General features: G+C 35.8%; 23 protein-coding genes. 18 read left to right on the top strand and 5 right to left on the bottom strand.

Annotated features, from left to right (window positions below; genetic code table 11):
- Nucleotides 1–12: 12 nt before the first annotated feature.
- The 5 genes from V9G42_02920 to V9G42_02900 all read left to right on the top strand — a co-directional run bounded on the left by V9G42_02920 (nt 13) and on the right by V9G42_02900 (nt 4,198).
- On the top strand, nt 13–300 hold the full coding sequence (locus V9G42_02920; protein ID MEI2758371.1) for a hypothetical protein: 288 nt from the start codon (nt 13–15) through the stop codon (nt 298–300).
- Between the two features lie 17 nt (nt 301–317).
- A complete protein-coding gene (locus tag V9G42_02915) occupies nt 318–845 on the top strand; it encodes a 3-hydroxyanthranilate 3,4-dioxygenase (GenBank protein ID MEI2758370.1) in 528 nt (175 codons plus the stop codon).
- Nucleotides 842–1,270: an rRNA maturation RNase YbeY gene (gene ybeY / locus V9G42_02910; protein ID MEI2758369.1), complete on the top strand. Its 429-nt coding sequence runs from the start codon at nt 842–844 to the stop codon at nt 1,268–1,270. Before V9G42_02915 ends, ybeY begins: the two co-directional genes overlap by 4 nt.
- A gap of 86 nt (nt 1,271–1,356) precedes the next feature.
- Nucleotides 1,357–3,231, top strand: coding sequence for a tRNA uridine-5-carboxymethylaminomethyl(34) synthesis enzyme MnmG (mnmG, locus tag V9G42_02905; protein MEI2758368.1), 1,875 nt, complete (start codon nt 1,357–1,359; stop codon nt 3,229–3,231).
- Nucleotides 3,232–3,298: 67 nt separating this feature from the next.
- On the top strand, nt 3,299–4,198 hold the full coding sequence (locus V9G42_02900) for a class I SAM-dependent methyltransferase (GenBank protein MEI2758367.1): 900 nt from the start codon (nt 3,299–3,301) through the stop codon (nt 4,196–4,198).
- Here V9G42_02900 and V9G42_02895 read toward each other — a convergent pair.
- Nucleotides 4,195–4,917 (bottom strand): 3'-5' exonuclease, encoded by a 723-nt coding sequence (locus V9G42_02895; protein ID MEI2758366.1) that lies wholly within the window; start codon nt 4,915–4,917, stop codon nt 4,195–4,197. The two genes, V9G42_02900 and V9G42_02895, sit on opposite strands and share 4 nt — an antisense overlap.
- Nucleotides 4,918–5,052: 135 nt before the next feature.
- Between V9G42_02895 and V9G42_02890 the strand changes: the two genes are divergently transcribed.
- Genes V9G42_02890 through V9G42_02870 form a run of 5 tightly spaced genes read left to right on the top strand, consistent with a single transcriptional unit; the run spans nt 5,053 to nt 11,174 of the window.
- Nucleotides 5,053–5,508 carry a ribosome assembly cofactor RimP gene (locus tag V9G42_02890; protein MEI2758365.1) on the top strand — a complete coding sequence of 152 codons (456 nt, stop codon included), beginning with the start codon at nt 5,053–5,055 and terminating at the stop codon, nt 5,506–5,508.
- Nucleotides 5,509–5,520: 12 nt separating this feature from the next.
- Nucleotides 5,521–6,759 carry a transcription termination factor NusA gene (gene nusA, locus V9G42_02885; protein ID MEI2758364.1) on the top strand — a complete coding sequence of 413 codons (1,239 nt, stop codon included), beginning with the start codon at nt 5,521–5,523 and terminating at the stop codon, nt 6,757–6,759.
- A 56-nt stretch (nt 6,760–6,815) separates the two neighbouring features.
- Nucleotides 6,816–9,860: a translation initiation factor IF-2 gene (gene infB, locus V9G42_02880; GenBank protein MEI2758363.1), complete on the top strand. Its 3,045-nt coding sequence runs from the start codon at nt 6,816–6,818 to the stop codon at nt 9,858–9,860.
- Between the two features lies 1 nt (nt 9,861).
- Nucleotides 9,862–10,101 carry a hypothetical protein gene (locus tag V9G42_02875; protein MEI2758362.1) on the top strand — a complete coding sequence of 80 codons (240 nt, stop codon included), beginning with the start codon at nt 9,862–9,864 and terminating at the stop codon, nt 10,099–10,101.
- Nucleotides 10,102–10,136: 35 nt separating this feature from the next.
- Complete coding sequence (locus tag V9G42_02870) at nt 10,137–11,174, top strand: rhodanese-related sulfurtransferase (GenBank protein ID MEI2758361.1); 1,038 nt, start codon at nt 10,137–10,139, stop codon at nt 11,172–11,174.
- Nucleotides 11,175–11,176: 2 nt separating this feature from the next.
- On the opposite strand, the gene V9G42_02865 is transcribed toward V9G42_02870, so the two are convergent.
- Both V9G42_02865 and V9G42_02860 read right to left on the bottom strand, forming a co-directional pair.
- Nucleotides 11,177–12,316, bottom strand: coding sequence for a 4Fe-4S dicluster domain-containing protein (locus V9G42_02865; protein MEI2758360.1), 1,140 nt, complete (start codon nt 12,314–12,316; stop codon nt 11,177–11,179).
- A complete protein-coding gene (locus V9G42_02860; GenBank protein MEI2758359.1) occupies nt 12,316–13,698 on the bottom strand; it encodes a M20/M25/M40 family metallo-hydrolase in 1,383 nt (460 codons plus the stop codon). Before V9G42_02860 ends, V9G42_02865 begins: the two co-directional genes overlap by 1 nt.
- Nucleotides 13,699–14,415: 717 nt before the next feature.
- Between V9G42_02860 and V9G42_02855 the strand changes: the two genes are divergently transcribed.
- The 8 genes from V9G42_02855 to V9G42_02820 all read left to right on the top strand — a co-directional run bounded on the left by V9G42_02855 (nt 14,416) and on the right by V9G42_02820 (nt 21,347).
- Nucleotides 14,416–14,928: a cytochrome c gene (locus V9G42_02855; protein ID MEI2758358.1), complete on the top strand. Its 513-nt coding sequence runs from the start codon at nt 14,416–14,418 to the stop codon at nt 14,926–14,928.
- A gap of 22 nt (nt 14,929–14,950) precedes the next feature.
- On the top strand, nt 14,951–16,936 hold the full coding sequence (gene nosZ, locus V9G42_02850) for a Sec-dependent nitrous-oxide reductase (protein MEI2758357.1): 1,986 nt from the start codon (nt 14,951–14,953) through the stop codon (nt 16,934–16,936).
- An 80-nt stretch (nt 16,937–17,016) separates the two neighbouring features.
- Nucleotides 17,017–17,577 carry a fasciclin domain-containing protein gene (locus V9G42_02845; GenBank protein MEI2758356.1) on the top strand — a complete coding sequence of 187 codons (561 nt, stop codon included), beginning with the start codon at nt 17,017–17,019 and terminating at the stop codon, nt 17,575–17,577.
- A 37-nt stretch (nt 17,578–17,614) separates the two neighbouring features.
- A complete protein-coding gene (locus V9G42_02840; protein MEI2758355.1) occupies nt 17,615–18,190 on the top strand; it encodes a hypothetical protein in 576 nt (191 codons plus the stop codon).
- A 12-nt stretch (nt 18,191–18,202) separates the two neighbouring features.
- Nucleotides 18,203–18,631, top strand: a complete 429-nt coding sequence (locus tag V9G42_02835; GenBank protein MEI2758354.1) for a nitrous oxide reductase accessory protein NosL — start codon at nt 18,203–18,205, stop codon at nt 18,629–18,631.
- Nucleotides 18,618–19,877: a nitrous oxide reductase family maturation protein NosD gene (gene nosD, locus V9G42_02830; protein ID MEI2758353.1), complete on the top strand. Its 1,260-nt coding sequence runs from the start codon at nt 18,618–18,620 to the stop codon at nt 19,875–19,877. The genes V9G42_02835 and nosD overlap by 14 nt, the downstream gene beginning before the upstream one ends.
- Nucleotides 19,874–20,587, top strand: coding sequence for an ABC transporter ATP-binding protein (locus V9G42_02825; protein MEI2758352.1), 714 nt, complete (start codon nt 19,874–19,876; stop codon nt 20,585–20,587). The genes nosD and V9G42_02825 overlap by 4 nt, the downstream gene beginning before the upstream one ends.
- Nucleotides 20,580–21,347: an ABC transporter permease subunit gene (locus V9G42_02820; GenBank protein MEI2758351.1), complete on the top strand. Its 768-nt coding sequence runs from the start codon at nt 20,580–20,582 to the stop codon at nt 21,345–21,347. Before V9G42_02825 ends, V9G42_02820 begins: the two co-directional genes overlap by 8 nt.
- Nucleotides 21,348–21,349: 2 nt before the next feature.
- On the opposite strand, the gene V9G42_02815 is transcribed toward V9G42_02820, so the two are convergent.
- Together V9G42_02815 and rpiB are read right to left on the bottom strand one after the other, a co-directional pair.
- Nucleotides 21,350–22,069, bottom strand: a complete 720-nt coding sequence (locus V9G42_02815; protein MEI2758350.1) for an outer membrane beta-barrel protein — start codon at nt 22,067–22,069, stop codon at nt 21,350–21,352.
- A gap of 25 nt (nt 22,070–22,094) precedes the next feature.
- Nucleotides 22,095–22,526 carry a ribose 5-phosphate isomerase B gene (gene rpiB / locus V9G42_02810; GenBank protein MEI2758349.1) on the bottom strand — a complete coding sequence of 144 codons (432 nt, stop codon included), beginning with the start codon at nt 22,524–22,526 and terminating at the stop codon, nt 22,095–22,097.
- Between the last annotated feature and the right edge of the window lie 341 nt (nt 22,527–22,867).

Genomic DNA, 22,867 nt, shown 5'->3' with positions numbered 1-22,867 from the left:
AAACAAAAAATCATGTCAAATCCAATCGTTGATCAGGTAAGCAAGGCTGCTAATATTAATCAGGAGCAAGCTACCAAAGCAATAGAAGCTGTCTCAGCTGCACTAAAAGAAAAATTGCCCTATCTGCTACATAACCAAATAGACATTCTTCTTACGGGAGGAAATTTATCTGACGGTGTAAAACAAAAATTTGAAACTTTAAAGGATGATCTTGAAAGTTCGGCAAAAGACCTTGGCACAAAAGCACAGGAGTTTACCGAAGAAGTATCGAAGAAACTCAACAATCTATTTCAAAAATAAATTCAATTTAAAAAACTATGGCAGTCAGCAAACCTTTTAATCTTCAGCTGTGGGTTGAAGAAAACCGTCATCTGTTAAAACCTCCTGTAGGCAACAAACAAGTTTACATAGACAATAAAGATTTTATTGTCATGATCGTTGGAGGTCCAAATTCAAGAAAAGACTATCATTTTGAAGATGCAGAAGAATTGTTTTATCAGATAGAAGGAGATATTGTGGTAAAAACCATACAAGATGGAAAACCCGTTGATATTCCAATCAAACAAGGCGAAATGTTTTTATTACCACCACGTGTGCCACACAGTCCGCAAAGAGGCGCAAACACTATTGGTTTAGTAATAGAGCGCTATCGCAAACCTGATGAAATGGATGCCTGTATGTGGTTTTGCGAAAAATGTAATCACAAACTATATGAAGAGTTTTTCCCATTAAAAGATATTGTAAATCAATTACCTGTAGTGATGAACGATTTCTATAATTCGCTAGAAAAAAGAACTTGCAAGCAATGCAAGGCTGTTATGGAGCCTCCTGTAACAGCTAAATGATGAAACCTGAAGTGAATTTTTTTAAGGAAGATGTACAATTCCGTTTAAATGGCAAAGCGGATATCTCTTCTTGGGTGGTGGAGTGTGTTAAAAAGCTCCGCAAAAAACAGGGTATCTTAAATTTTATTTTTTGCTCTGATGCGTTTTTGCATTCAATGAATGTAAAATATCTGAATCACAAAACATTAACAGATATTATCACCTTTGATTATTCTGAAAATACTATTATTTCTGGTGATATTTTTATCAGTATTGACAGGGTCAGAGAAAACGCTAAATTATTGAAAAACAGCACAAAGGATGAGTTACACCGTGTCATGATTCACGGTGTACTTCATTTATGTGGATATAGTGATAAAAAGCCTGCCGACAAACAAAAAATGACCTTGGCAGAAAACAAATACCTATCTTTGCGAACCTTTTGATTTAAAAGGGTTTACGAATTTAATTCTACAATATTTTAAATGTTTCACGTGAAACCGAAAGTTTTGGTTTTTAAATGTGCCTATATATGATCCAAGAGTACGATATCGTTGTGGTTGGGGCTGGCCATGCCGGTTGCGAAGCTGCTGCTGCTGCTGCCAATATAGGTAGCCGTGTTTTATTAATTACCATGAACATGCAAACCATTGCACAAATGAGTTGTAACCCTGCTATGGGAGGTGTTGCAAAGGGGCAAATTGTTCGTGAAATTGACGCTTTAGGTGGCTATTCGGGAATAATCTCCGATAAATCTGCCATACAGTTCAGAATACTTAACCGCTCTAAGGGACCTGCCATGTGGAGCCCTCGTACTCAAAACGACAGAATGTTATTTGCTTCAGAATGGCGACAAATGCTTGAAAACACGCCTAATGTTGACTTCTGGCAGGACATGGTTAGTGCCTTAATAATTGAAGATAATAAGCTAAAGGGGGTTGTAACTAGTATGGGACATCAAGTACGATGCAAAGCAGTGGTACTTACTAATGGAACCTTCCTAAATGGTATTATTCACATCGGTGAAAAACGCTTTGGCGGTGGTCGTTCCGGAGAAAAAGCTGCTACAGGCATCACAGAACAATTAGTAAGTTTAGGTTTTGTAAGTGGGAGAATGAAAACAGGTACGCCTCCACGACTAGATGGTCGTAGCATAGACTATTCAAAATTAGAGGAGCAAAAAGGCGATGAAAACCCGGGTAAATTCTCCTTCACAGATACCCAACCACTTTCTTCGCAACGAAGCTGTCACATAACATACACCAATGAAGAAGTTCACAATATCTTAAAAACCGGATTCGAGAAATCGCCCATGTTCAACGGTAGAATCCAAGGACTAGGACCAAGATATTGTCCTTCCATTGAAGATAAAATCAATCGGTTTGCAGATAAAGACCGTCATCAGTTATTTATTGAACCTGAAGGTTGGAATACAGTAGAAATTTACCTTAATGGCTTTTCGTCCAGTCTGCCTGAAGAAGTACAATATGCTGCGCTTAAAAAAATACCCGGACTTGAAAACGTAAAAATGTTCAGACCCGGCTATGCAATAGAATATGATTATTTTCCTCCTCTTCAATTAAACCTGACTTTAGAAACAAAAAAAATAGAGAACCTATATTTTGCAGGACAAATAAATGGAACCACCGGCTATGAAGAAGCTGCATGCCAGGGTTTGATTGCCGGAATAAATGCCCATCTAAAAATTAATAATCAAAATCCTTTCATCTTAAAACGTTCTGACGCCTACATTGGTGTGCTTATTGATGATTTGGTAACAAAAGGAACCGATGAGCCTTATCGTATGTTTACAAGTCGCGCAGAATTCCGTACACTTTTAAGACAAGATAATGCTGACATTAGGTTAACACCAGTAAGTCATCAAATTGGTTTGGCCGATGCTCAAAGATTTTCACGTGTAACAGTAAAAAAAGATTTTGTAAACAAAATAATTGAAGCTTGCAGAGCTGAAAGTATTTCGCCCACGGAAATAAATAGCTACCTTAATTCAAAAGAGTCTGCAGAACTTTCTCAAAAAGTAAAAATTATACAGGTTTTAAATCGTCCGGGAATAAGTTTATCGGATCTAATAAGTTATTCTTCTGTATTATCTGAAAAACTATCCTTTATAACACCTGAGTTAAAAAATGAAGTCGTTGAGCAAGCAGAAATAGCTATGAAATATGAAAGCTATATTGCAAAAGAGTTTGAACATACCGTTAAATTAAATAAATTGGAGAATCTCGTTTTACACGAAGATTTCAATTACAATAAAATAAAATCTTTGAGTGCTGAGGCACGTCAAAAACTTTCTGTAGTTAAACCACAGACATTGGGACAAGCTTCTAGAATAAGCGGTGTCTCTCCTTCAGACATATCTATTTTAATGGTTTATTTAGGACGATAATAAAATTGCTGTTTCACGTGAAACTAAAGACTACCTGTTGGTGGTCTTTTTTTATTTTTGCCCCTTAATGGAAATACTCAATCAATGCCCCTCCTGTGGGATTAATAATAAAATTGAATACTTAGCCTGTAAAGATTTTGGATATTCTGGATCATATTTCACTATTAATCAATGTGTTGGATGCGGATTGTTATTCACATCACCAAGGCCCGATGCTGCTGAAATAGGCGCTTATTATAAGTCTGATGACTATGTTTCTCATACCAATAAAAGCAAGGGCGTTATTGATAAGCTATATCCTATTATTAGGAATATCGCTGTAAATCAAAAAGTTAGATTGGTTAAAAAGCTTATACCGCAAAATTCTTCAATATCCGACCTGGGTGCAGGCAATGGTTATTTTGTGAAAGCACTTTTAAAATCTGGTTTCCATGCAAAAGGATTTGAGCCCTCACAGGAGGCCATCAATCTTGCTAAAGAGGCTTTTAATACTGACTTGCATCCCATTGAAGAGTTTTACAATACTGATACTGAAGAGTTTAACTGTATTACACTTTGGCATGTATTAGAGCATGTCCACACACTTAAAGAAACATTAACCCACATTAAACTATCCCTAAAAAGAGGCGGTGTTCTCATTATTGCAGTGCCAAATGCGGCTTCTAAAGATGCTGAATATTATAAAGAATTTTGGGCTGCTTATGATGTGCCAAGACACCTTTATCATTTTACACCTGAAACGTTAACAACACTAATAGAATCATTTAATTTTACTTTACTCTATAAAAAGCCAATGCTATTTGACTCCACTTATGTTTCATTACTAAGTGAACGCTATAAAGCAAAATCATCAAAAGCAATACAACTTACTAATGCACTTTACAGAGGTATTCATTCAAATTTGCATGCAGCCATCTACACAGGGAATTTTTCCAGTCTGATTTATGTTTTCAGAAAAAACAATTAATCAATAATTTCTATCTCCGATTCCTTCAATTCACTTTCATTTCTAAAGGCAAGAAGTAATCTTGCAACAGCTACCACATCTTTCTGACAATAATTTACAATTCTCTTAAGGTCTTTATCCTGCCAGTAAACATGCCAGACATCACTACCATCAATTTCGTCTTTAGGACTGGGAATATTTAAAATGTGTGTAAGCAATTTCAAGGGTGTATAACTTTTGTAATCTCCAAAACGCCACATATCCATTGTGTCTAAATGCTGCACTTCCCAGGGTTTCTTACCTCCAATATTTAAAATATCAGGAATTTTCATTTTGTTTATGAGCATCCTTCTACATAAATAAGGAAAGTCAAACTCTTTACCATTATGTGCACATAACAAATGAGACGATTTATTGTATTGATTTACCAATAACTCTCTGAATTTCAATAATAAATTTGCCTCACTATCACTATAAAAAGATTTAACCTTAAAATATCTTTTATTACTTTCAAGTGCAAACCACCCAACAGAGATACATACAATCTTACCAAATTCTGCATATATACCTGCTCTTGGATACAAACTTTCTGCTGAATCCGTTTCATGCCTCTTCAGATTAAGCGCTTTATTATCCCATAATTCTTTACCAATTCCTGTTAAACTTGTATAGGACTCAAATTGTGGAACTGTTTCAATATCTAAGAAAAGAACTTTTTCTAAGTTTAGATTGTCGGCCATAGAAATTTGATTTAAGGTATTATCAATGGTAAAAATATACTTTTCATTTTATATTTAGTAATTTTTTATACTTTTGTCACGTATTAGGTAAGTGAAGGGGACAATGTCCCCTTTTTTATTCAGTACACATTAAAGATGATTGCAGAGCAAATACATGAATTAATAAGAGTCTATATTACAGACAAGGACTTGTTTTTGGTGGACTTAAAGGTTACACCGGGCAAAATAACTGTTTTAGTTGACAAACCTGCCGGAATTACTATTGATGAATGTGTATTACTCAATCGTTATCTATACAAAGAGATGGAGTCATCAGGAGTGTTTGAAAATAAAGAGTTTGAAGTAGGTTCTCCCGGAATGGACCAACCTCTGAAAGTGCTTGGTCAATATAAAAGACGAATAGGCCGTTCAGTTAAAATTCTTCTTAATGATGGAAAACAACATACCGGAATTCTTGTTGATGCCAATGATCAGGAATTGCAACTGCAGGAAACCTTTAAAGAAAAAATAGCAGGAAAAAAGGTTGAAAAACAACTTACAATTACCCTACCAATGCAAATTATAAAAGAAACTAAATTAGAATTTAAATAATACATCAATACAATGGATCATGCCGTCCTTATAGAATCATTCAGTGAGTTTAAAGACTCCAAAAACATTGATCGTGCTACACTAATGAGTATCATGGAAGACGTATTCCGTGCTATGGTCAGAAAAAAATTTGGTGAAGACAACAATATAGATGTTGTAATCAATACCGATAAAGGTGATGTGGAAATGTACAGAAACCGAACCATTGTAGAAGATGGTATGGTTGAAGATGAAAACACACAAATAGCTTTAAGCGATGCACTAAAAATTGAATCGGACTTTGAAGTTGGTGAAGATGTTACAGAACAGATTCTTCTTGATGACTTCGGTCGCAGGGCTGTACTTGCTGCACGTCAGAATTTAGTAGCCAGAATTATGGAGCTTGAGAAAGAATCCATCTATCAGAAATACAAAGATCGTGTAGGTGAAATAGTTACCGGTGAGGTTTATCAGGTTTGGAAAAAAGAAATCATGGTAATTGATGATGAAGGTAATGAGCTATCACTACCAAAAAATGAACAGATTCCTGCTGACTTCTTTAAAAAAGGTGATACTGTGCGAGCCGTAGTTCTTCGAGTAGAAATGCAAGGTGGAAGCCCAAAAATTATTTTATCACGCACCGCACCGGTATTTCTTGAGCGTTTGTTTGAACTTGAGGTACCTGAAGTGTTTGACGGCTTAATTACAATAAAAAACATTGTTCGCGAGCCCGGAGAACGTGCCAAGGTTGCTGTTGAGTCTTATGATGACAGAATTGATCCTGTTGGTGCCTGTGTAGGTATGAAAGGTTCGCGAATTCATGGCATTGTTCGTGAATTACGCAACGAAAATATTGATGTTATAAATTTCACAAACAATTTATCTCTTTACATTCAGCGTGCTTTAAGCCCGGCAAAAATTGCGGAAATAAAGCTTGATGACGAAAACAAAAAAGCAGCTGTATATATGAAACCCGATCAGGTTTCATTAGCCATCGGTAAAGGAGGTAACAATATTAAGTTGGCGGGTAAACTCACCGGATTTGAAATTGATGTTTACCGTGATTCTGACGTTGAGGACGATGAAGATGTTGATTTGGATGAGTTTACTGATGAAATTGAACCATGGATAATTGAAGAGTTCAAAAAAATTGGTTGTGACTCTGCTAAAGATGTTCTTGCCATCTCTATTGACGATTTGGTAAAACGCACCGACCTTGAAGAAGAAACTATTCGTGAAGTTGTAAGAATCCTGAATGAAGAGTTTGAATAAGCTAAATTTGCAGCCTATATGCATGCTGCTATAAATATTAAAACACAGACTGTTTAATGTCAGACGAGAAAAAAGACGTACGCTTAAGTAAAGCCACCAAAGATTTGGGTGTGGGTATTGACCACATTATTGAATTTCTGAATAAGAATGGAATTCAAGTGGAAAAGAACCCTAATACCAAAATCAGTGCTGATGCTTTTTTTCTGCTGACGAAAGAGTTTGCACCTGATATGCATGCACGTCAGGAAGCCAACGAAATTACACGCGAAAAACAAAAACGCGAAAACACCATCATTGAAGTAAAAGATGATTCCGGCAAATCCGGTTCTGAATCGGAAACTGATGATGAGTTGGTTGATAAACTACTTAGTATAAAACAACAAGCAACAGAAAAACAAACTACAGCAAAGGCAAAAGAAAACACAGAGAAAACAACTAAGTCAAAGACTGTTAAAGCAGAAGAACCTGCACCTGTTGCAGAAGTAGAAAAACCGGCTGCACCAAAAGAAAAAACAAAAGAGCCTGAAGTTGTTAAAGCTAAAGCCAACAAGCTTGAGGGTCCGAAAATTCAGGGTAAGATAGATCTTGAAAGTACAGACAAGAAAAAGAAAAAAACCACCAAGAAAGAGGAAAGCATTGCTGAAGAACCAAAGAAAACTACAGCAAAGAAAAAAGCAGAAGAAGCGGCTATAGAAGAAGAACCAAAGAAAAAGAAAACAACTAAGAAAAAAGAAGAGGAAGAAGTAAAACAAATTGATGAAGTAGCGGCAGTAACCCATGAGGAACCTGTTTCAGTTGTTGAGGTACAACCTGAAATTGTTATTGACAATACACCCGTTGTTGAACAAACCGACAAAACTGTTACTTCAGAAACCGAACCAAAAACTGAAGATACAACGCCCCCAGAATTATTCAGAACGGATCGGGAGAAGTTGACAGGGCCAACTATTTTAGGTAAGATAAACCTGCCTGTTGATCCGCCAAAGAAAAAGCCTGTTGCCACATCATCTGAAGACGACAGGAAGAAAAAGAGAAAAAGAAAAGATAAGAAGGTTGATATTGGAAAAACCGGCAGCCAACCGCATCAGGGTAATGCGCCACGAACAGGTGGTGGACAAAGGCCCGGTGGAGGACATGGTGATTTTAAACGCAGGAATGATTTCCGTAATAAACCGGCCGAAGCAAAGCCTGAAGTTACCGATAAGGAAATTCAAGATCAGATTAAAGCTACATTAGCAAGGCTAAGTGGTGGAGGAAAGTCAAAATCATCTAAACTTAAAAAACTTAAACGCGAACAAGCTCAGGAAGAATTACAATCACAACTAGAGCAGGAAAGCAACGAAAAGAAAGTGATTAAAGTAACCGAGTTTGTAACGGCCAGCGAATTGTCGAAGTTACTTGGTGTACCTATTAATCAGATTATATCAACTTGTATGAGTCTGGGTATGGTTGTATCCATCAACCAGCGCTTAGATGCAGAAACACTTAGTGTAGTTGTCGAAGAGTTTGGTGCAACTGTTGAATTCGTTTCAGTAGAAGTACAGGAAGCCATTAAAGAAGTAGAAGACAAGCCCGAAGACTTGAAGCCACGTGCACCTATTGTAACTGTAATGGGTCACGTAGATCATGGAAAGACGTCTTTGTTGGATTATGTCAGAAAAACGAATGTTATTTCCGGAGAAGCCGGTGGAATAACACAGCATATAGGTGCTTATGAAGTGCAACTTGACAGTGGTAAGAAAATAGCTTTTCTTGATACACCCGGTCACGAAGCATTTACAGCTATGCGTGCACGCGGTGCAAAAATTACCGATGTTGCCATTATAGTAATTGCAGCAGATGACAGTGTAATGCCACAGACCATTGAGGCAATAAACCATGCACAGGCAGCAGGTGTTCCTATTGTTTTTGCAATAAATAAAATTGATAAGCCGGGAGCTAATCCTGAAAAAATTAAGGAACAGCTGTCTAAAATGAATATATTGGTAGAAGATTGGGGAGGTAAATTTCAGGTGCAGGAGATAAGTGCTAAACAAGGATTGAATGTTGACCTATTACTTGAAAAAGTTTTGCTTGAAGCGGAGTTACTCGATCTTAAAGCCAATCCAAATAAAAATGCTATTGGTACCGTTGTAGAATCATCATTAGATAAAGGGCGAGGCTACATTGCAACGGTGCTGGTTCAATCCGGTACATTGAAGATTGGAGATGTAGTTCTTGCTGGATGTTACAGCGGACGTGTGAAAGCAATGTTCAACGAGCGTGGAAACAAGAGAAACAATGCGGGACCGGCAACACCGGTTTTGATTCTCGGACTTAATGGTGCGCCACAAGCCGGTGATCAGTTTAACGTGATGGATGATGAAAGAGAAGCCAGAGAAATTGCCAACAAACGATTGCAGTTGCAGCGCGAACAAGGTATTCGTACACACAAGCATATTACACTTGATGAAATAGGAAGACGTTTGGCCGTTGGAAACTTTAAAGAACTAAATGTAATTGTAAAAGGTGATGTGGATGGCTCTATTGAAGCTCTTGCCGATTCATTACTTAAGCTTTCCACAGCAGAAGTACAGGTTAATGTTATTCACAAATCAGTTGGTGCCATAACAGAATCTGATGTTCTTTTAGCATCAGCATCAAATGCCATCATTGTTGGCTTCCAGGTGCGTCCTTCAGTAAATGCCCGCAAACTTGCAGAAAAAGAAGAGATTGAAATAAGGCTTTACAGCATTATTTATGACGCTATCAATGAAATTAAAGCGGCTATGGAAGGCATGCTTGCTCCAGAGTTTGAAGAAAAAATTGTCTGCAATATTGAAGTGCGTGAAACATTTAAGATACCTAAAGTTGGAACCATTGCAGGCTGTATGGTACTTGATGGAAAAATGACAAGAAATACTGCCATCAGAGTTATTCGTGATGGTATTGTAGCCTATTCCGGCAAACTGGCATCACTTAAACGTTTTAAAGATGATGTAAAAGAAGTTTCTGCCGGCTTTGAGTGTGGATTGAACATAGAAGGGTACAATGATATTAAAGTAGGCGACATCATTGAAGGCTATGAGCAGGTTGCAGTAAAACGAACGCTAACAGTATAATATGAAACGGCTTTTAATTTTATTAATTATATTCTTTTCTGTACTTACCTTTCAAAATGTAAATGCACAATGCAGTGTTTGCCGGGCCGGTGCAGAAAGCAGCGTTGAACAGGGATACAAAGCAGGTAAAGGTCTCAATAAAGGAATACTTTATTTAATGGCTGTTCCATATATTATGGTTGGTGCAGGCTTTTATTTTTTTTACAGCAAAATCAAGAAAAAAGAAACCAAAGAAGGTTAATCATTATATCTAACTGTTTAATTACAACACGTAACATGCAATTACGAAACCTTGTAAGTAAGCAACTCCTCAAACAGCGTCTCTCCGAAGAAACATTCAATAGAAAAACTGTTTCTTACTACAGATATTTTAATATTGAGGATGTTGAAAATTTCAGAAATCAACTTTATATCGACTTCGAAGCATTAAACATATTCGGCAGAATATATGTTGCAGCCGAGGGTATTAATGCTCAAATCAGTGTTCCTGAGCACAATTGGGCTGTTTTTAAAAATTATCTTGAAGAACAACCTCTGCTCAAAAACATGCCACTCAAAATTGCTGTTGAAGATAATGGCAAGTCATTCTACAAACTTATTGTCCGCATCAAATCAAAAATAGTTGCTGATGGTTTAAACGACAATGCATTTGATATAACAAATGTGGGTAATCATCTTACTGCTAAAGAGTTTAATGAGGCCATGCAGCAATCGGGAACCATTGTTGTTGATATGCGTAATCACTACGAAAGTGAAGTAGGTTTTTTTAAAGATGCTTTAAAGCCCGATGCTGATACATTTCGAGATGCACTACCACAAGCAATTGAAATGACAAAGAACAATAAAGACAATAAAATTTTATTGTACTGTACAGGCGGCATTCGTTGCGAAAAAGCAAGTGCCTATTTTAAGCATCATGGTTATAAGGATGTAAATCAACTTTATGGCGGCATCATCCAATATGCAAGAGAAGTAAAAACTGAAAATTTAGAAAATAAATTTCTGGGTAAGAATTTTGTGTTTGATGAAAGAATGGGTGAAAGAATAAGCCATGAAATTGTTAGTACATGTCATCAATGTGGAGTACACTGCGATACACACGTTAACTGCGCCAATGACGATTGTCACTTATTATTTATTCAGTGCGAGTCGTGTAAGACAGCTTTTGAGGGTTGCTGTACTCCCGAATGTAAAGTGATTATTAACCTTCCGGAAGAAGAACAAAAACGACTTCGTAAAGGACGCATAAAAGAACATGCCCATTCTGTTTACAAAAGCAGACTAAGACCTGATCTGAAAAAAATTCTGAAATAAAATTATTTCATTCCCATTTTATCGCGCCACATCTGATTAAATGATTTTGTAGCGGGTTGTGGCAGTTTTCGTATTCCTGTTTTTGATTTTAGAAATAGTGTTTCAACAGCATAGCGTAACGGATTAACTGTTTTCCAATTCATAAACTCCCGCTTAAGCATAGTTTTCCTCCAAACCATATAAAAAAGTCGTTCCTTTTGTGAGCGTTGTTTCTGTTGAACATTCTCATAACGCAGATGTAGAAATGAGTTCTTAAAGTCAATATAAACAGGACAATGTACATTGCATTTACCACACATATTGCATAGCCCGGCATAATGGCCAAATTCGCGTTGTCCTCCATCATAAACGGCTCTGATATATGATGGCGGGCCATAATTATTTTCATTGCCTCCCGTTGTACCAATACTTTCTGTTATAGGGCAAACAGCCTGACATATCCCACAATCAATGCAATGCAGCATTTGTCTGTCTGTCTGACTTTCTAATAATTTACTTCGTCCATTATCAAAAATCAAAACATAAACTTCCTGTTTATGGCTGTTACTTCCGGCATTGGAAATTAAAGAAAAGGACTTTCTTGAATTGCTTTTTTGAAGCGATTGCAGCGACATAAGCAGTTCAAGTTCATTGACAGAAGAAGCTAATTTATCAACCGAGGTAAGTAATATTTTAACATCGCTTTCAGAGAAATTATTATCCGATAAACAGGCAACTATTGCGGGTTCTGCGGAAACAAAAATTGCATCACAAATACTGATTTTACTTTTTGTATTGGCAGATAAAGGCAGGATTAATTTTTCGGTTTCAAGTTCGTTATAACAAGTGTTGATTTGAATTTTACTTTGTTGAAACTTGTTAATAACAGTATTGAGTTCTGCTTGAGCCTGAATGGCATCAACAGCCCATAAGACTTTTATTCCTGATTTAATTGCATTGGCTTCAAAGGTTATGAGCAGCTTGTCGAGGCTTTCAGTGCTTTTCCAGCGGTAATATGCCGCTCTGCGTGTTGCCAGATCATAATCTGAAAAGACTTCTTTTTTTCTTTCTAAAAATATTGGTGGGGAATCAGAAGAATTATTCTTTTGACGCTCATGGTAAAGTGCTGCATTTTGTTTCAGCTCTGTTTCTTTCAACAACATTACTCCAAACCGTATTTATCTATTAAATAAATCATGGAAGCCATTGTAGCAGCACCTAATTGCAATTCTCGTCTGTTAACATGCTCAAACACATCATTTGGCGAATGGTGAATATCAAAATAGCGTTGCGTGTCGGGTAGCAGACCTAACAAAAATGTATTTTGATTTTTTAAATGTCCGATGTCTGCACCTCCACCATTAAAATTAAAACTGTGAATCTGATAGGGTTCGAAAAGGTTTTTCCACGATCTGATTTTTTCCTTTTTTAATGAATCACCTTGCAAAAAGAATCCTCTTGGAGTAAAACCTCCACAATCGGATTCAATTGCTGCCAAATGTTTTTCGTTTTTCTCAAGCGCATTTTTTGCATAGTGTTCTCCACCTTTTCCTCCGTTTTCTTCATTCATAAATGCAACAGCCCTGATTGTGTGACGTGTTTTAATACCGGCCTTTTTCAGAAGATTTAATACTTCCATTGCTTGCACCACTCCTGCGCCATCATCATGTGCCCCTTCACCGGTATCCCAAGAGTCAAGATGTCCGCCAACAACAATATATCCTGCCGTTGAATCTGTGCCTTTTATCTCACCAATAACATTGTGCGATGGTGCATCGGGAAGTTGTTTACAATTCATCTTCAGTTTTATTTTAAGCTGATGATCGCTTTTAAGCATTGCTGATAATTTTTCAGCATCATTGGTGCTAATTGCACAAGCGGGTATCTTTTTAATTGTGTCCGGATAATGTAATGTTCCGGTATGTGGAAAATCGTCTAATGAAGGATTTACTGAGCGAACAATTACAGCAATAGCATTATATGGTGAAGCCTTTTTTGCTCCAGCCCAACGAATGGCAACGGCAGGTCCATAAGCATTAAACGTCATAACTTCAGTTGCATCCATGCGCTGATTGATAAAAACTATTTTGCCTGCACATTTTGCTATACCTAATTTATCTAACTCATCTAATGAAGTAACCTCCACTACGTTGGCAATAAGGGTATTTCCCTCAGTACCAACACTTCCTCCCAAAGCAAGAACATTTAATGGTGTTGACAGATTGTTTTTTGAAGAAATTATGGACGCACTTTCTTTTTCACCTCTTATCCAATGCGGCACCATAACATCTTGTAAAAAAACTGTATCTGCGCCAAAATCTTTCATTGATTTTTCTGCCCATAACACAGCCTTCTCTGCTGCCGGAGAGCCGCTAAGTCTGTGTCCAATTTGTTTGCACAACACTTTAAGATAATTATAAGCTTGTCCGTGCGCTAACGATTCATTGTATATTTTTCGAAGCACCAAAGAATCTTGCGACTGACTAAAACCGGTTATTAACTGACCGAATAAAATAAAAAAAACAAATGTGGTTTTTTTCATCATTACCATTGCCTATTTTGGCTGTGAAAGTAAATAAAGTGAGTCTATAATATTTTCGCACTGATTAATATTTTTACAGAACAATAATGCGGCTTTGATGTTAAGGTTTAATAATAGTTACAATGTGCACAAATCAGTATAAAGCCGGGTCTTGCAACATAGGTGAAGCTGAGATTAGAATAAGGCAAAAATTTCTGGTTTCTTTTTTACTGATTAGTATAATATTAACAATAACAGTTCATTTCCTTCATAGCTTGTGGATTTTTTATCTTCTTTTCCTAACAACTTTAGCAACAATAATTCTTTTTATTGAAGTTGTAAGCAGATTTTGTGTGCTTTTTGCAATTTTCAGTCTGCATAATTTTCATGAACCGGGAAATCTTGATACTATTGATAACAAGCATTGTAAAAAGAAAGACCGTTTGAGAGCTTTATATATTATTATTGGATCCATAGTTGTTGCATTACTCTATTCCTGGTTGATTTCTGTTTTTTGCTAAATTTTTTAAATTAAACAACCGTTGTAGCATACCATACATATTTTTTATCTTGATATGTATCTTAATAGATTTAGAAGTATTAAAAAAACATGCTGAAAAGCAGTTTTCAATACATGCAATTATCAATTGTTTGTGTGACAACAATCATATCAGTCTTTTTTGAACACCCTGTTAATTATATATACTTTTGTCGTGTAAAATTTTAATTAAAATCATCAATATGAAATCAATTCAAAAACACTTAATCAATTTAATGATTGCCGGAATGGGCATTACCCTGTTTGCTGCCTGTGGCGGGTCTGCAACTAAAGAAGAAAAAGCTGCTGAATCTAAAGATATGAAACAGTATTACGAAGAAGAAAAACAAAAAGAAGATACTAAGGTGGCAGATGATGGAAAAGGTTTTGGCAAGTTTACTGATGTAAAAGTTGATCCAAAACTTGACAAACAAATGGCTGATGCAGGTAAGACAGTTTATGATGTAAAATGTTCTGCTTGTCATAAACTTACTGATGAGAAATTAGTAGGACCGGGATGGAAAGGTGTTACAGGTAAGAGGTCTGCAGAGTGGATTATGAACTTTTCGACCAATCCTGATGAAATGTTAGATAAAGATGCCGTTGCTAAAGGTTTGTTGGAAGAGTGCTTGGTGCGTATGCCAAATCAAGGGCTAAGTGATGATGATGCACGTCATATCTATGAGTATATGCGTGAAAACGATGGTGTTAAATAAGGAACTAAAATAAAATAATATAATGAAACAATCGGAAATTAAAAGTGTATTAATGGCATCGGCAGTTGCAATAACTATTGCAGTAATGCCGTCATGCAAGCCAAAAAATGTGAGCACAGCCACTTCGGGTGATGCTGCACAAAAGGCCTATGTTGCCCCTGGAAAGTATGATGAGTTTTACAACATCGTATCAGGAGGTTTTAGTGGTCAAATGAGTATTTATGGATTACCTTCAGGAAGGCTGTTTAGGGTAATTCCTGTATTTTCTGTAGATCCTGAAAAAGGATATGGCTACAGCGAAGAATCCAAAGCTATGCTCAACACTTCTCATGGATTTGTTCCTTGGGATGATTTGCACCACATTTCTTTATCAGTGACAGATGGTGTTCATGATGGTCGCTGGGCTTTTGGAAATGCAAACAACACTCCGCGTATTGCACGTATTGACCTGAAAACGTTTAAGACAGCAGAAATCATTGAAATTCCTAATAGTGCAGGAAATCACTCTTCGCCATTTATTACTGAAAATTCAGAGTATGTGGTTGCCGGTACCCGTTTCAGTGTACCTATGACTAATGGAATTACAGACGTTCCTATTAATACCTATAAGGAGAATTTCAAAGGTACTGTAAGCTTTATCAATATAGATAAAGAGTCCGGAAAAATGGGAATTGCATTTCAGATATTGTTACCCGGTGTTGACTTTGACTTGTCTCGAGCAGGTAAAGGTAAATCACATGGTTGGTTCTTCTTCAGTTGTTACAATTCTGAAAGAGCAAACACGCTACTTGAAGTTAATGCCTCGAAGTTTGACAAAGACTTTATTATGGCCGTTAACTGGAAAAAAGCCGAAGAGTATGTTAAAGCCGGAAAAGGCGTAAAAAAGAGTGTTTCATACGCTCACAATACCTTTGATGATAAAACACACACAGCTACTTCAACTCTTGAAAAAGAGGTTATCATGCTCGATCCGAAAGATTGTCCTGATATGGTTTATCTGATGCCTTGTCCAAAATCACCACACGGTTGTGATACTGATCCAACAGGTGAATATATTGTTGGTAGCGGTAAATTGGCTGCAGTAATTCCTGTGTTCTCATTTACAAAAATGCAAGAGGCAATAAATGCTAAAAACTTTGAAGGGGATTATGATGGCTTACCTGTTTTAAAATATGATGCCGTATTACATGGTGAAGTTAAAAAACCTGGTCTTGGACCATTACACACAGAGTTTGATGCAAATGGCAATGCTTATACTTCATTCTTTGTATCGTCAGAGATTGTAAAATGGCGTTTGAGCGATTTATCAGTACTTGACCGTGTGCCTACTTATTATTCTGTTGGTCACTTATGTGTTCCCGGTGGTCCTACTAAAAAGCCATGGGGTAAATATGTAATTGCTTATAATAAAATTACAAAAGACCGTTATCTGCCAACAGGTCCGGAGTTGACACAAAGCGCGCAGCTTTATGATATAAGTGGCGATAAAATGAAACTTATATTAGACTTTCCAACAATTGGTGAGCCACACTATGCAGAAGCTGTTCCTGCAGAGTTGCTATCTAAAAATTCTACAAAAATTTATAAGATTGAAGATAATCACCACCCTTATGTAACCAAAGGCGAAAAAGAAGCAAAGGTTGAAAGAAAAGGAAACGAAGTGCATGTTTATATGTCTTCTATCCGTTCACACTTTGTTCCTGATAATATTGAAGGTGTGAAATTAGGTGATGTGGTTTATTTCCACGTAACTAACTTAGAGCAAGACTGGGATGTGCCACACGGCTTCGCTGTAAAAGGGGCTAATAATGCTGAGTTACTAATCATGCCCGGTGAAACATCTACCTTAATGTGGAAACCGGACAGAGTGGGCGTATTTCCATTCTACTGTACTGACTTCTGCTCTGCATTACATCAGGAAATGCAAGGTTATATCAGAATCAGTCCAGCTAATTCAAATGTTCCATTGACTTTTAGTACAGGAACAAATCAACCCCCAATCAACTAAATCTTTAATTTAATAACATAACACAACGCACCTCGTTGTGTCACTACCAACGAGGTGCTTTATAAAAACTAAAGATTATTATGAACACAAAATTATTAATGGGAGTAATGTTTGCTGCATCAGTAGCATTTAGCTGTAATCCTCCCGCAGCAGAAAACCAACAAGCAGCCACCACTGAAGAAACTCAAGCAGGCGGACAAGAAGCTGTTATAGACGATGATTCGCAAAAAGATATTGTTAAAATTGCAGTAGGCTCAGCTGACCATTCAACTTTGGTAGCCGCACTAAAGCAAGCCGACTATGTAACATCTCTTTCAAATGCCGGTCCATTTACTGTTTTTGCACCAACCAATGAAGCGTTTAATAAGTTACCTGCAGGAACGGTAGATGATTTAATGAAGCCCGAAAATAAAGCCAAGCTTCAGGATATTCTTGAATATCATGTCTCGCTGGGTGTTTTTAAACCGGAAATGCTTACAGATGGCCAGACAATCAATCAGGCAAATTTGAAAAACATTACAATTTCGAACAAGGACAATAAAATTATGGTTAACAATCAGGCAAATATCATTGCTACCATTCCTGCAGCAAATGGAGTGATACATGTTATAGATGCAGTTTTATTGCCACCCGATAAATAATTTAATTCTTAGGAGGTAAAATTAAATACAAATTTTTATGACAAAAATAAACGGTGTATCAAGAGTTATCATTGCAATCTCTTCTTTACTAATTGCCATTTCATTTTTCGTTCCCATCTGGCGAATTGATTTATTCGCTCCACAATATCCGGAAGGATTGGTAATGAAAATATGGCTCGATAAATTAACCGGTGACGTAGAGGTTATTAATGGTTTGAACCATTATATAGGAATGAAAAAAATAAGTGTAGAAATGTTTCCCGAATTTTCATTCCTGAAATATATTGTAGCCGCATTTATTGTATATGGATTAGTGATAGCCATAACCGGTAGTCGTAAAATTTTATTTAGTTACCTAGTAGTTTCTGTTATTTGTGGCATTCTTGCACTCTACGATTTCTATCAGTGGGGTTATGATTATGGACATAATCTTGATCCTAATGCACCCATTAAAATTCCAGGATTGGTATATCAACCACCTATATTAGGCCATAAGCAGTTGCTGAATTTTGATGCACACTCTATGCCCGATGTAGGTGGTTATATTGTAATTGGTTCCGCACTCATCTGTGCTATAATTTGGGCCATGGGTTTAAGAAAAAGTAAATCGTAAAAAATAAAATGTATGAGGTGGACATTCATTATTATTTCTCTTCTTATAGTATCATGTACGACTAAGCCAGAGCCATTAGTTGCCGGAAAAGATGCCTGTGTTCATTGCAAAATGCCTATTGCAGATACTCGCTTTGGTGCAGAAATAATATCGGACAAAGGTCGTATTTACAAATTTGATGATATTAACTGCATGTTGCAATGGAGCAGACAATCATCTAACGTAAATGCGGGTTCTGCAAATTTTTATGTCGTAAATTATTTTGATCAGATTGATTTGATGAATGCAGCTGATGCCGTTTATTTAAAAAGCGACAACCTACGTACGCCAATGAATAGCGGCTTTGCTGCTTTTGCTAATAAAGAAGATGCCGAGAAACTATTAAAAGATGATGGCGGTGTATTAGTTGACTGGAATTTTGTTCAGAATGAAATCAAATAAAACACTTTCTGTTGTTGTAAATTTTTTTCTGATTCTTCTGTTTTTTTCAGGTAAATCACAGGCAGGTGTATTAAAAATAGGAAAAGAATTTTCAATTAAGTCAATTAAAGAAGGTGTTGCATTGGCAAAACCTTTTGATACACTTTATATCTATTCCGGCCTATATAAAGAACAAAACATTCTCATAGAAAAAACACTGTCACTGATAGGTGTTGATAATCCAGTTCTTGATGGAGAAAATAAGTTTGAGGTATTAACCATTAATGCAAACAGCGTTTTGGTTGCCGGACTAACCATTAAAAATTCAGGATATTCCTCCATGAAAGATTTAGCCGGAATTAAAGTTATGAATAGCCGGCAGTTTTTAATTAAAAACAATACTCTGATTAACTCTTATTTTGCAATACATATAGCCAACTGCGATAATTTTAAAATAGAAAATAATACAATTCGCGGAACACCTGGAACTGATGAACAATCTACCGGTAATGCTATTCATCTATGGAAGTGCCTGTATGCCTCTATAAAAAACAACAATATTTCCGGTCACAGAGATGGTATATATTTTGAATTTGTAGAAAACTCTCATATTGAAAAAAACAACAGTTACAATAATTTGCGTTATGGTTTACACTTTATGTTCTCAAATAATGATTCCTATATAGACAATACGTTTACTGATAATGGTGCCGGTGTTGCAGTCATGTTTTCCAATCACATTTCAATGTTTCGAAATTTGTTTAGTATGAATAGAGGCGCTTCAGCTTACGGTTTGTTGTTAAAAGAAATATCTGACGGAGCTATTAAAGATAATATATTTGAAAACAACACTACCGGTGTTTTGATGGAAGGAACCAACAGGCTTCATATCATAAAAAATAATTTCTTTAAAAATGGGTATGCCTTGCGTGTACAAGCAAGTTGTAGCAACAACACCGTTCATGACAATAACTTTAATAGCAACACTTTTGATGTTGCAACCAATGGCTCATTGGTTTTAAATAACTTTGATGGTAACTATTGGGATAAATATGAAGGTTATGATTTAAAACGCGATGGTATTGGAGATGTACCCTACAGACCGGTAAGTTTGTTTTCTATGGTTACAGAAAATATTCCCATTGCTTCAATATTTATTAAAAGCTTAATTGTGTTTTTACTTGACCGCAGCGAAAAGATTATTCCTAGTATCACACCGGAAAATTTAGTTGACAATAAACCATTAATGAAACCTGTAGCACTGTGATTGAATCATTAAACATCAATAAAACATTTGGTAAGATCAGGGTATTAAAAGATATATCCATAAAACTTGAAAACAACAGCTCTGTTGCATTACTGGGACCTAATGCATCAGGTAAAACAACATTTATTAAATCTGTTTTAGGAATGGTGCTGCCCGAATCAGGCACAATAAAAGTTAACAATACAGATATAAAGAATGATGTCAGCTACCGAAGTCAGATTGGATATATGCCGCAGATAGGTCGCTATCCTGAAAATATGAATATTGGTCAGGTGTTTGAAATGATTATGGATATGCGTAAAGAGCAAATGAATCATGCTGACACGGATTTACTCGATGCGTTTAACATGAAATCAATCTTTCAAAAACGAATGGGAACCTTGTCTGGTGGAACAAGGCAAAAAGTGAGTGCTTGTCTTGCATTTCTGTTTCATCCTAAAATAATTATTCTAGATGAACCAACTGCCGGCCTCGATCCTTTATCTTCAGAGATACTTAAAGAAAAAGTTAGAGTAGAAAAAAATAATGGTAAACTGATTATTATTACATCCCACATTCTAAGTGAACTGGATGAGTTGGTTTCAGAAATTATTTTCTTCAAGGAAGGCGAGTTGATGTTTCATAATAAATTAGAAGAACTGCAACTACAAACAGGCGAGAAATCTATTTCGAAAGTTATTACAACCATTCTTAAAAGGAATAATGAATAAGATAGTTAAATATATTATGTTAGACATTCTAAAAAGCAAGGTTGTAATAGCCTACCTTGTTTTTTTGATGGTAACAGGATTCAGCATTTTTAATCTTGATGAAAATACTTCAAAAGGATTAATCAGTTTATTAAATATTATTCTATTTATTGTTCCTTTAGTTTGCCTTATCTATGCTACTATCTATATTTTTAATTCTTCAGAATTCATTGAGTTACTTACAGCACAGCCGGTCTCCAGAAAAAAACTTATTATAAGTATTTATGCAGGTGTGGTTCTTTCTTTAACGTTGGCTTTTCTAATTGGAATTGGTTTACCCATATTACTTTTTACACCAGATGTAACAGGTTTTATTTTTCTGTTAGCCGGTATTTTACTTACATTGATATTTACTTCATTGGCTTTTCTTGGTTCTATCATTACAAAAGATAAAGCTAAGGGGATTGGTGTTGCAATATTTGCATGGTTGTTTTTTACCATTCTTTATGATGGCTTATTACTGCTATTAATGTTTCAGTTTGGCGACTATCCTATAGAAAAGCCGCTTATGATACTGACTACTTTTAATCCTGTTGACTTAGCCAGAATACTTATTCTTATTCATACAGACTATTCAGCACTAATGGGTTATACAGGTGCTTTGTTTAATGAATTTTTAGGCTCGCAGAAAGGAACCATTACTATTCTATTAATACTTTTAATATGGATAGTTATGCCAACACTACTTGCTGTGCGTAAATTCAGAAAAAAAGATTTATGAGTCTAAAAGGTGAATACCAGCCCTTCAAAAACATCAATATGGCTAAGGCTTTGATATTCGTTTTCACTTAATGTAACCCGCTGCTTTATTCCATTTTCTGTTACATCATATTGTGATAAAGTACCATTAAGAAAATTTAAACCTATTACTAAACTTACATTTCTTGTAATGTTAACACCCACTCCGGCAGAAACATTAAAGCCCATTGTGTTTCCTTTAATATTAATCATATTGGTAGCGATTTTCGAATCGTCTTTATAAGTCATCAAACCAATGCCACCATCAAAAGTAAAATAACCTGTTTTCTGTCTATTATAAAATCTTCCGCTAAAAGTTACTGCTATGGTATTGATTGAAATATCATCAGACACTGTACCAAAATAATTCTGATTGTTATACGAGAAGTACATATTATCGTATCTGACCTTTGAAAGATGACTATTGTATTTTAAACCAACACCAAATTTTGAATTAAAAAAATATTTTGCGGTAATCTCAAAACCATTTCCGCTTTTCAAATCTTTAATATAAGCTTTAGTTAAACTATTCTCATCAGGGTTAACATCGGCTAATCTCCAACTAAGGCCACCAGTTGCGGTAATTGCAAATCGAGGAATTTCTCGTTGCTGTTTTTTAGAAGTTACTAAAGAAGTATCTTGTTCTTCCTGTGCTTTTACAAAAAATGGAAGTACACAAAACAGCAGAATAAATTTTAATTTCATAGCAATTTATTTTCTATTTTAAATATTAAACACAGTTTATTTTATCTATTCTTTTCTGATGACGTCCACCTTCAAAATCCGTACTTACAAACTTCTCTATCATTAAAAAAGCTGTTTCTTCACTAACAAAGCGTGCCGGAATACAGATAATATTGGCATTATTATGCTTTCTGGCTAATTCAGCAATTTCGGGCATCCAGCAAATTGCAGCTCTCACCCCATTATGTCTATTAGCTGTAATAGCAACACCATTAGCACTACCACATAAAAGAATTCCAAATGCAAATTTTCCGGCATCTACCTCTCCGGCAACTGCATGTGCATAGTCAGGATAATCAACAGAATCTGAACTGAATGTACCTTTATCAGTAAATTCAAAATTTTTAGAAAATTTTTTCTTTATGGCGTCTTTCAATGTGAAACCGGCATGATCGCTGCCTATAATTATACTTTGCATGTGATAAATTTAAGTTATTAACCAGTATTAACAGGCAAATATTTTTATGCTGATTAATAGTGTGTTATAATGGTGTAAAATTAACAACATTCTTGTTCATATTAATATTTTCTGTTTATAGTTTATCATTTCTTTTGTTTGTAATGTTCATATCTAAAATGCCTTATCATATTTAATATTAAATCAAAATTTTTTAGTACTAAGTTTTAGCTAATATTTAAACAGAGCCATGCACAGAAATAAACATTTAATTAACCGTTTTTTATAAACATATATGCTTATTAACCGTTGTTAATTGTTATATTTATGCCTTTATTAATCAAAAGTTTAGTAATGATAAA

The sequence above is a fragment of the Bacteroidia bacterium genome (assembly GCA_037045145.1).
Classification (GTDB): domain Bacteria; phylum Bacteroidota; class Bacteroidia; order AKYH767-A; family OLB10; genus OLB10.
This window is presented reverse-complemented; position numbering and strand designations above follow the sequence as displayed.

What these genes read in the sequence shown, in the direction of transcription:
- V9G42_02865 (MEI2758360.1), bottom strand. Translation starts at nt 12,316, where the DNA reads ATGTTGTTGAAAGAAACAGAGCTGAAACAAAATGCAGCACTTTACCAT.
- V9G42_02835 (MEI2758354.1), top strand. Translation starts at nt 18,203, where the DNA reads ATGAGGTGGACATTCATTATTATTTCTCTTCTTATAGTATCATGTACG.
- V9G42_02845 (MEI2758356.1), top strand. Translation starts at nt 17,017, where the DNA reads ATGAACACAAAATTATTAATGGGAGTAATGTTTGCTGCATCAGTAGCA.
- V9G42_02820 (MEI2758351.1), top strand. Translation starts at nt 20,580, where the DNA reads ATGAATAAGATAGTTAAATATATTATGTTAGACATTCTAAAAAGCAAG.
- nosZ (MEI2758357.1), top strand. Translation starts at nt 14,951, where the DNA reads ATGAAACAATCGGAAATTAAAAGTGTATTAATGGCATCGGCAGTTGCA.
- V9G42_02900 (MEI2758367.1), top strand. Translation starts at nt 3,299, where the DNA reads ATGGAAATACTCAATCAATGCCCCTCCTGTGGGATTAATAATAAAATT.
- V9G42_02920 (MEI2758371.1), top strand. Translation starts at nt 13, where the DNA reads ATGTCAAATCCAATCGTTGATCAGGTAAGCAAGGCTGCTAATATTAAT.
- V9G42_02860 (MEI2758359.1), bottom strand. Translation starts at nt 13,698, where the DNA reads ATGATGAAAAAAACCACATTTGTTTTTTTTATTTTATTCGGTCAGTTA.
- V9G42_02875 (MEI2758362.1), top strand. Translation starts at nt 9,862, where the DNA reads ATGAAACGGCTTTTAATTTTATTAATTATATTCTTTTCTGTACTTACC.
- rpiB (MEI2758349.1), bottom strand. Translation starts at nt 22,526, where the DNA reads ATGCAAAGTATAATTATAGGCAGCGATCATGCCGGTTTCACATTGAAA.
- infB (MEI2758363.1), top strand. Translation starts at nt 6,816, where the DNA reads ATGTCAGACGAGAAAAAAGACGTACGCTTAAGTAAAGCCACCAAAGAT.
- V9G42_02895 (MEI2758366.1), bottom strand. Translation starts at nt 4,917, where the DNA reads ATGGCCGACAATCTAAACTTAGAAAAAGTTCTTTTCTTAGATATTGAA.
- ybeY (MEI2758369.1), top strand. Translation starts at nt 842, where the DNA reads ATGATGAAACCTGAAGTGAATTTTTTTAAGGAAGATGTACAATTCCGT.
- V9G42_02890 (MEI2758365.1), top strand. Translation starts at nt 5,053, where the DNA reads ATGATTGCAGAGCAAATACATGAATTAATAAGAGTCTATATTACAGAC.
- V9G42_02815 (MEI2758350.1), bottom strand. Translation starts at nt 22,069, where the DNA reads ATGAAATTAAAATTTATTCTGCTGTTTTGTGTACTTCCATTTTTTGTA.
- nosD (MEI2758353.1), top strand. Translation starts at nt 18,618, where the DNA reads ATGAAATCAAATAAAACACTTTCTGTTGTTGTAAATTTTTTTCTGATT.
- V9G42_02840 (MEI2758355.1), top strand. Translation starts at nt 17,615, where the DNA reads ATGACAAAAATAAACGGTGTATCAAGAGTTATCATTGCAATCTCTTCT.
- V9G42_02855 (MEI2758358.1), top strand. Translation starts at nt 14,416, where the DNA reads ATGAAATCAATTCAAAAACACTTAATCAATTTAATGATTGCCGGAATG.
- mnmG (MEI2758368.1), top strand. Translation starts at nt 1,357, where the DNA reads ATGATCCAAGAGTACGATATCGTTGTGGTTGGGGCTGGCCATGCCGGT.
- V9G42_02870 (MEI2758361.1), top strand. Translation starts at nt 10,137, where the DNA reads ATGCAATTACGAAACCTTGTAAGTAAGCAACTCCTCAAACAGCGTCTC.
- nusA (MEI2758364.1), top strand. Translation starts at nt 5,521, where the DNA reads ATGGATCATGCCGTCCTTATAGAATCATTCAGTGAGTTTAAAGACTCC.
- V9G42_02915 (MEI2758370.1), top strand. Translation starts at nt 318, where the DNA reads ATGGCAGTCAGCAAACCTTTTAATCTTCAGCTGTGGGTTGAAGAAAAC.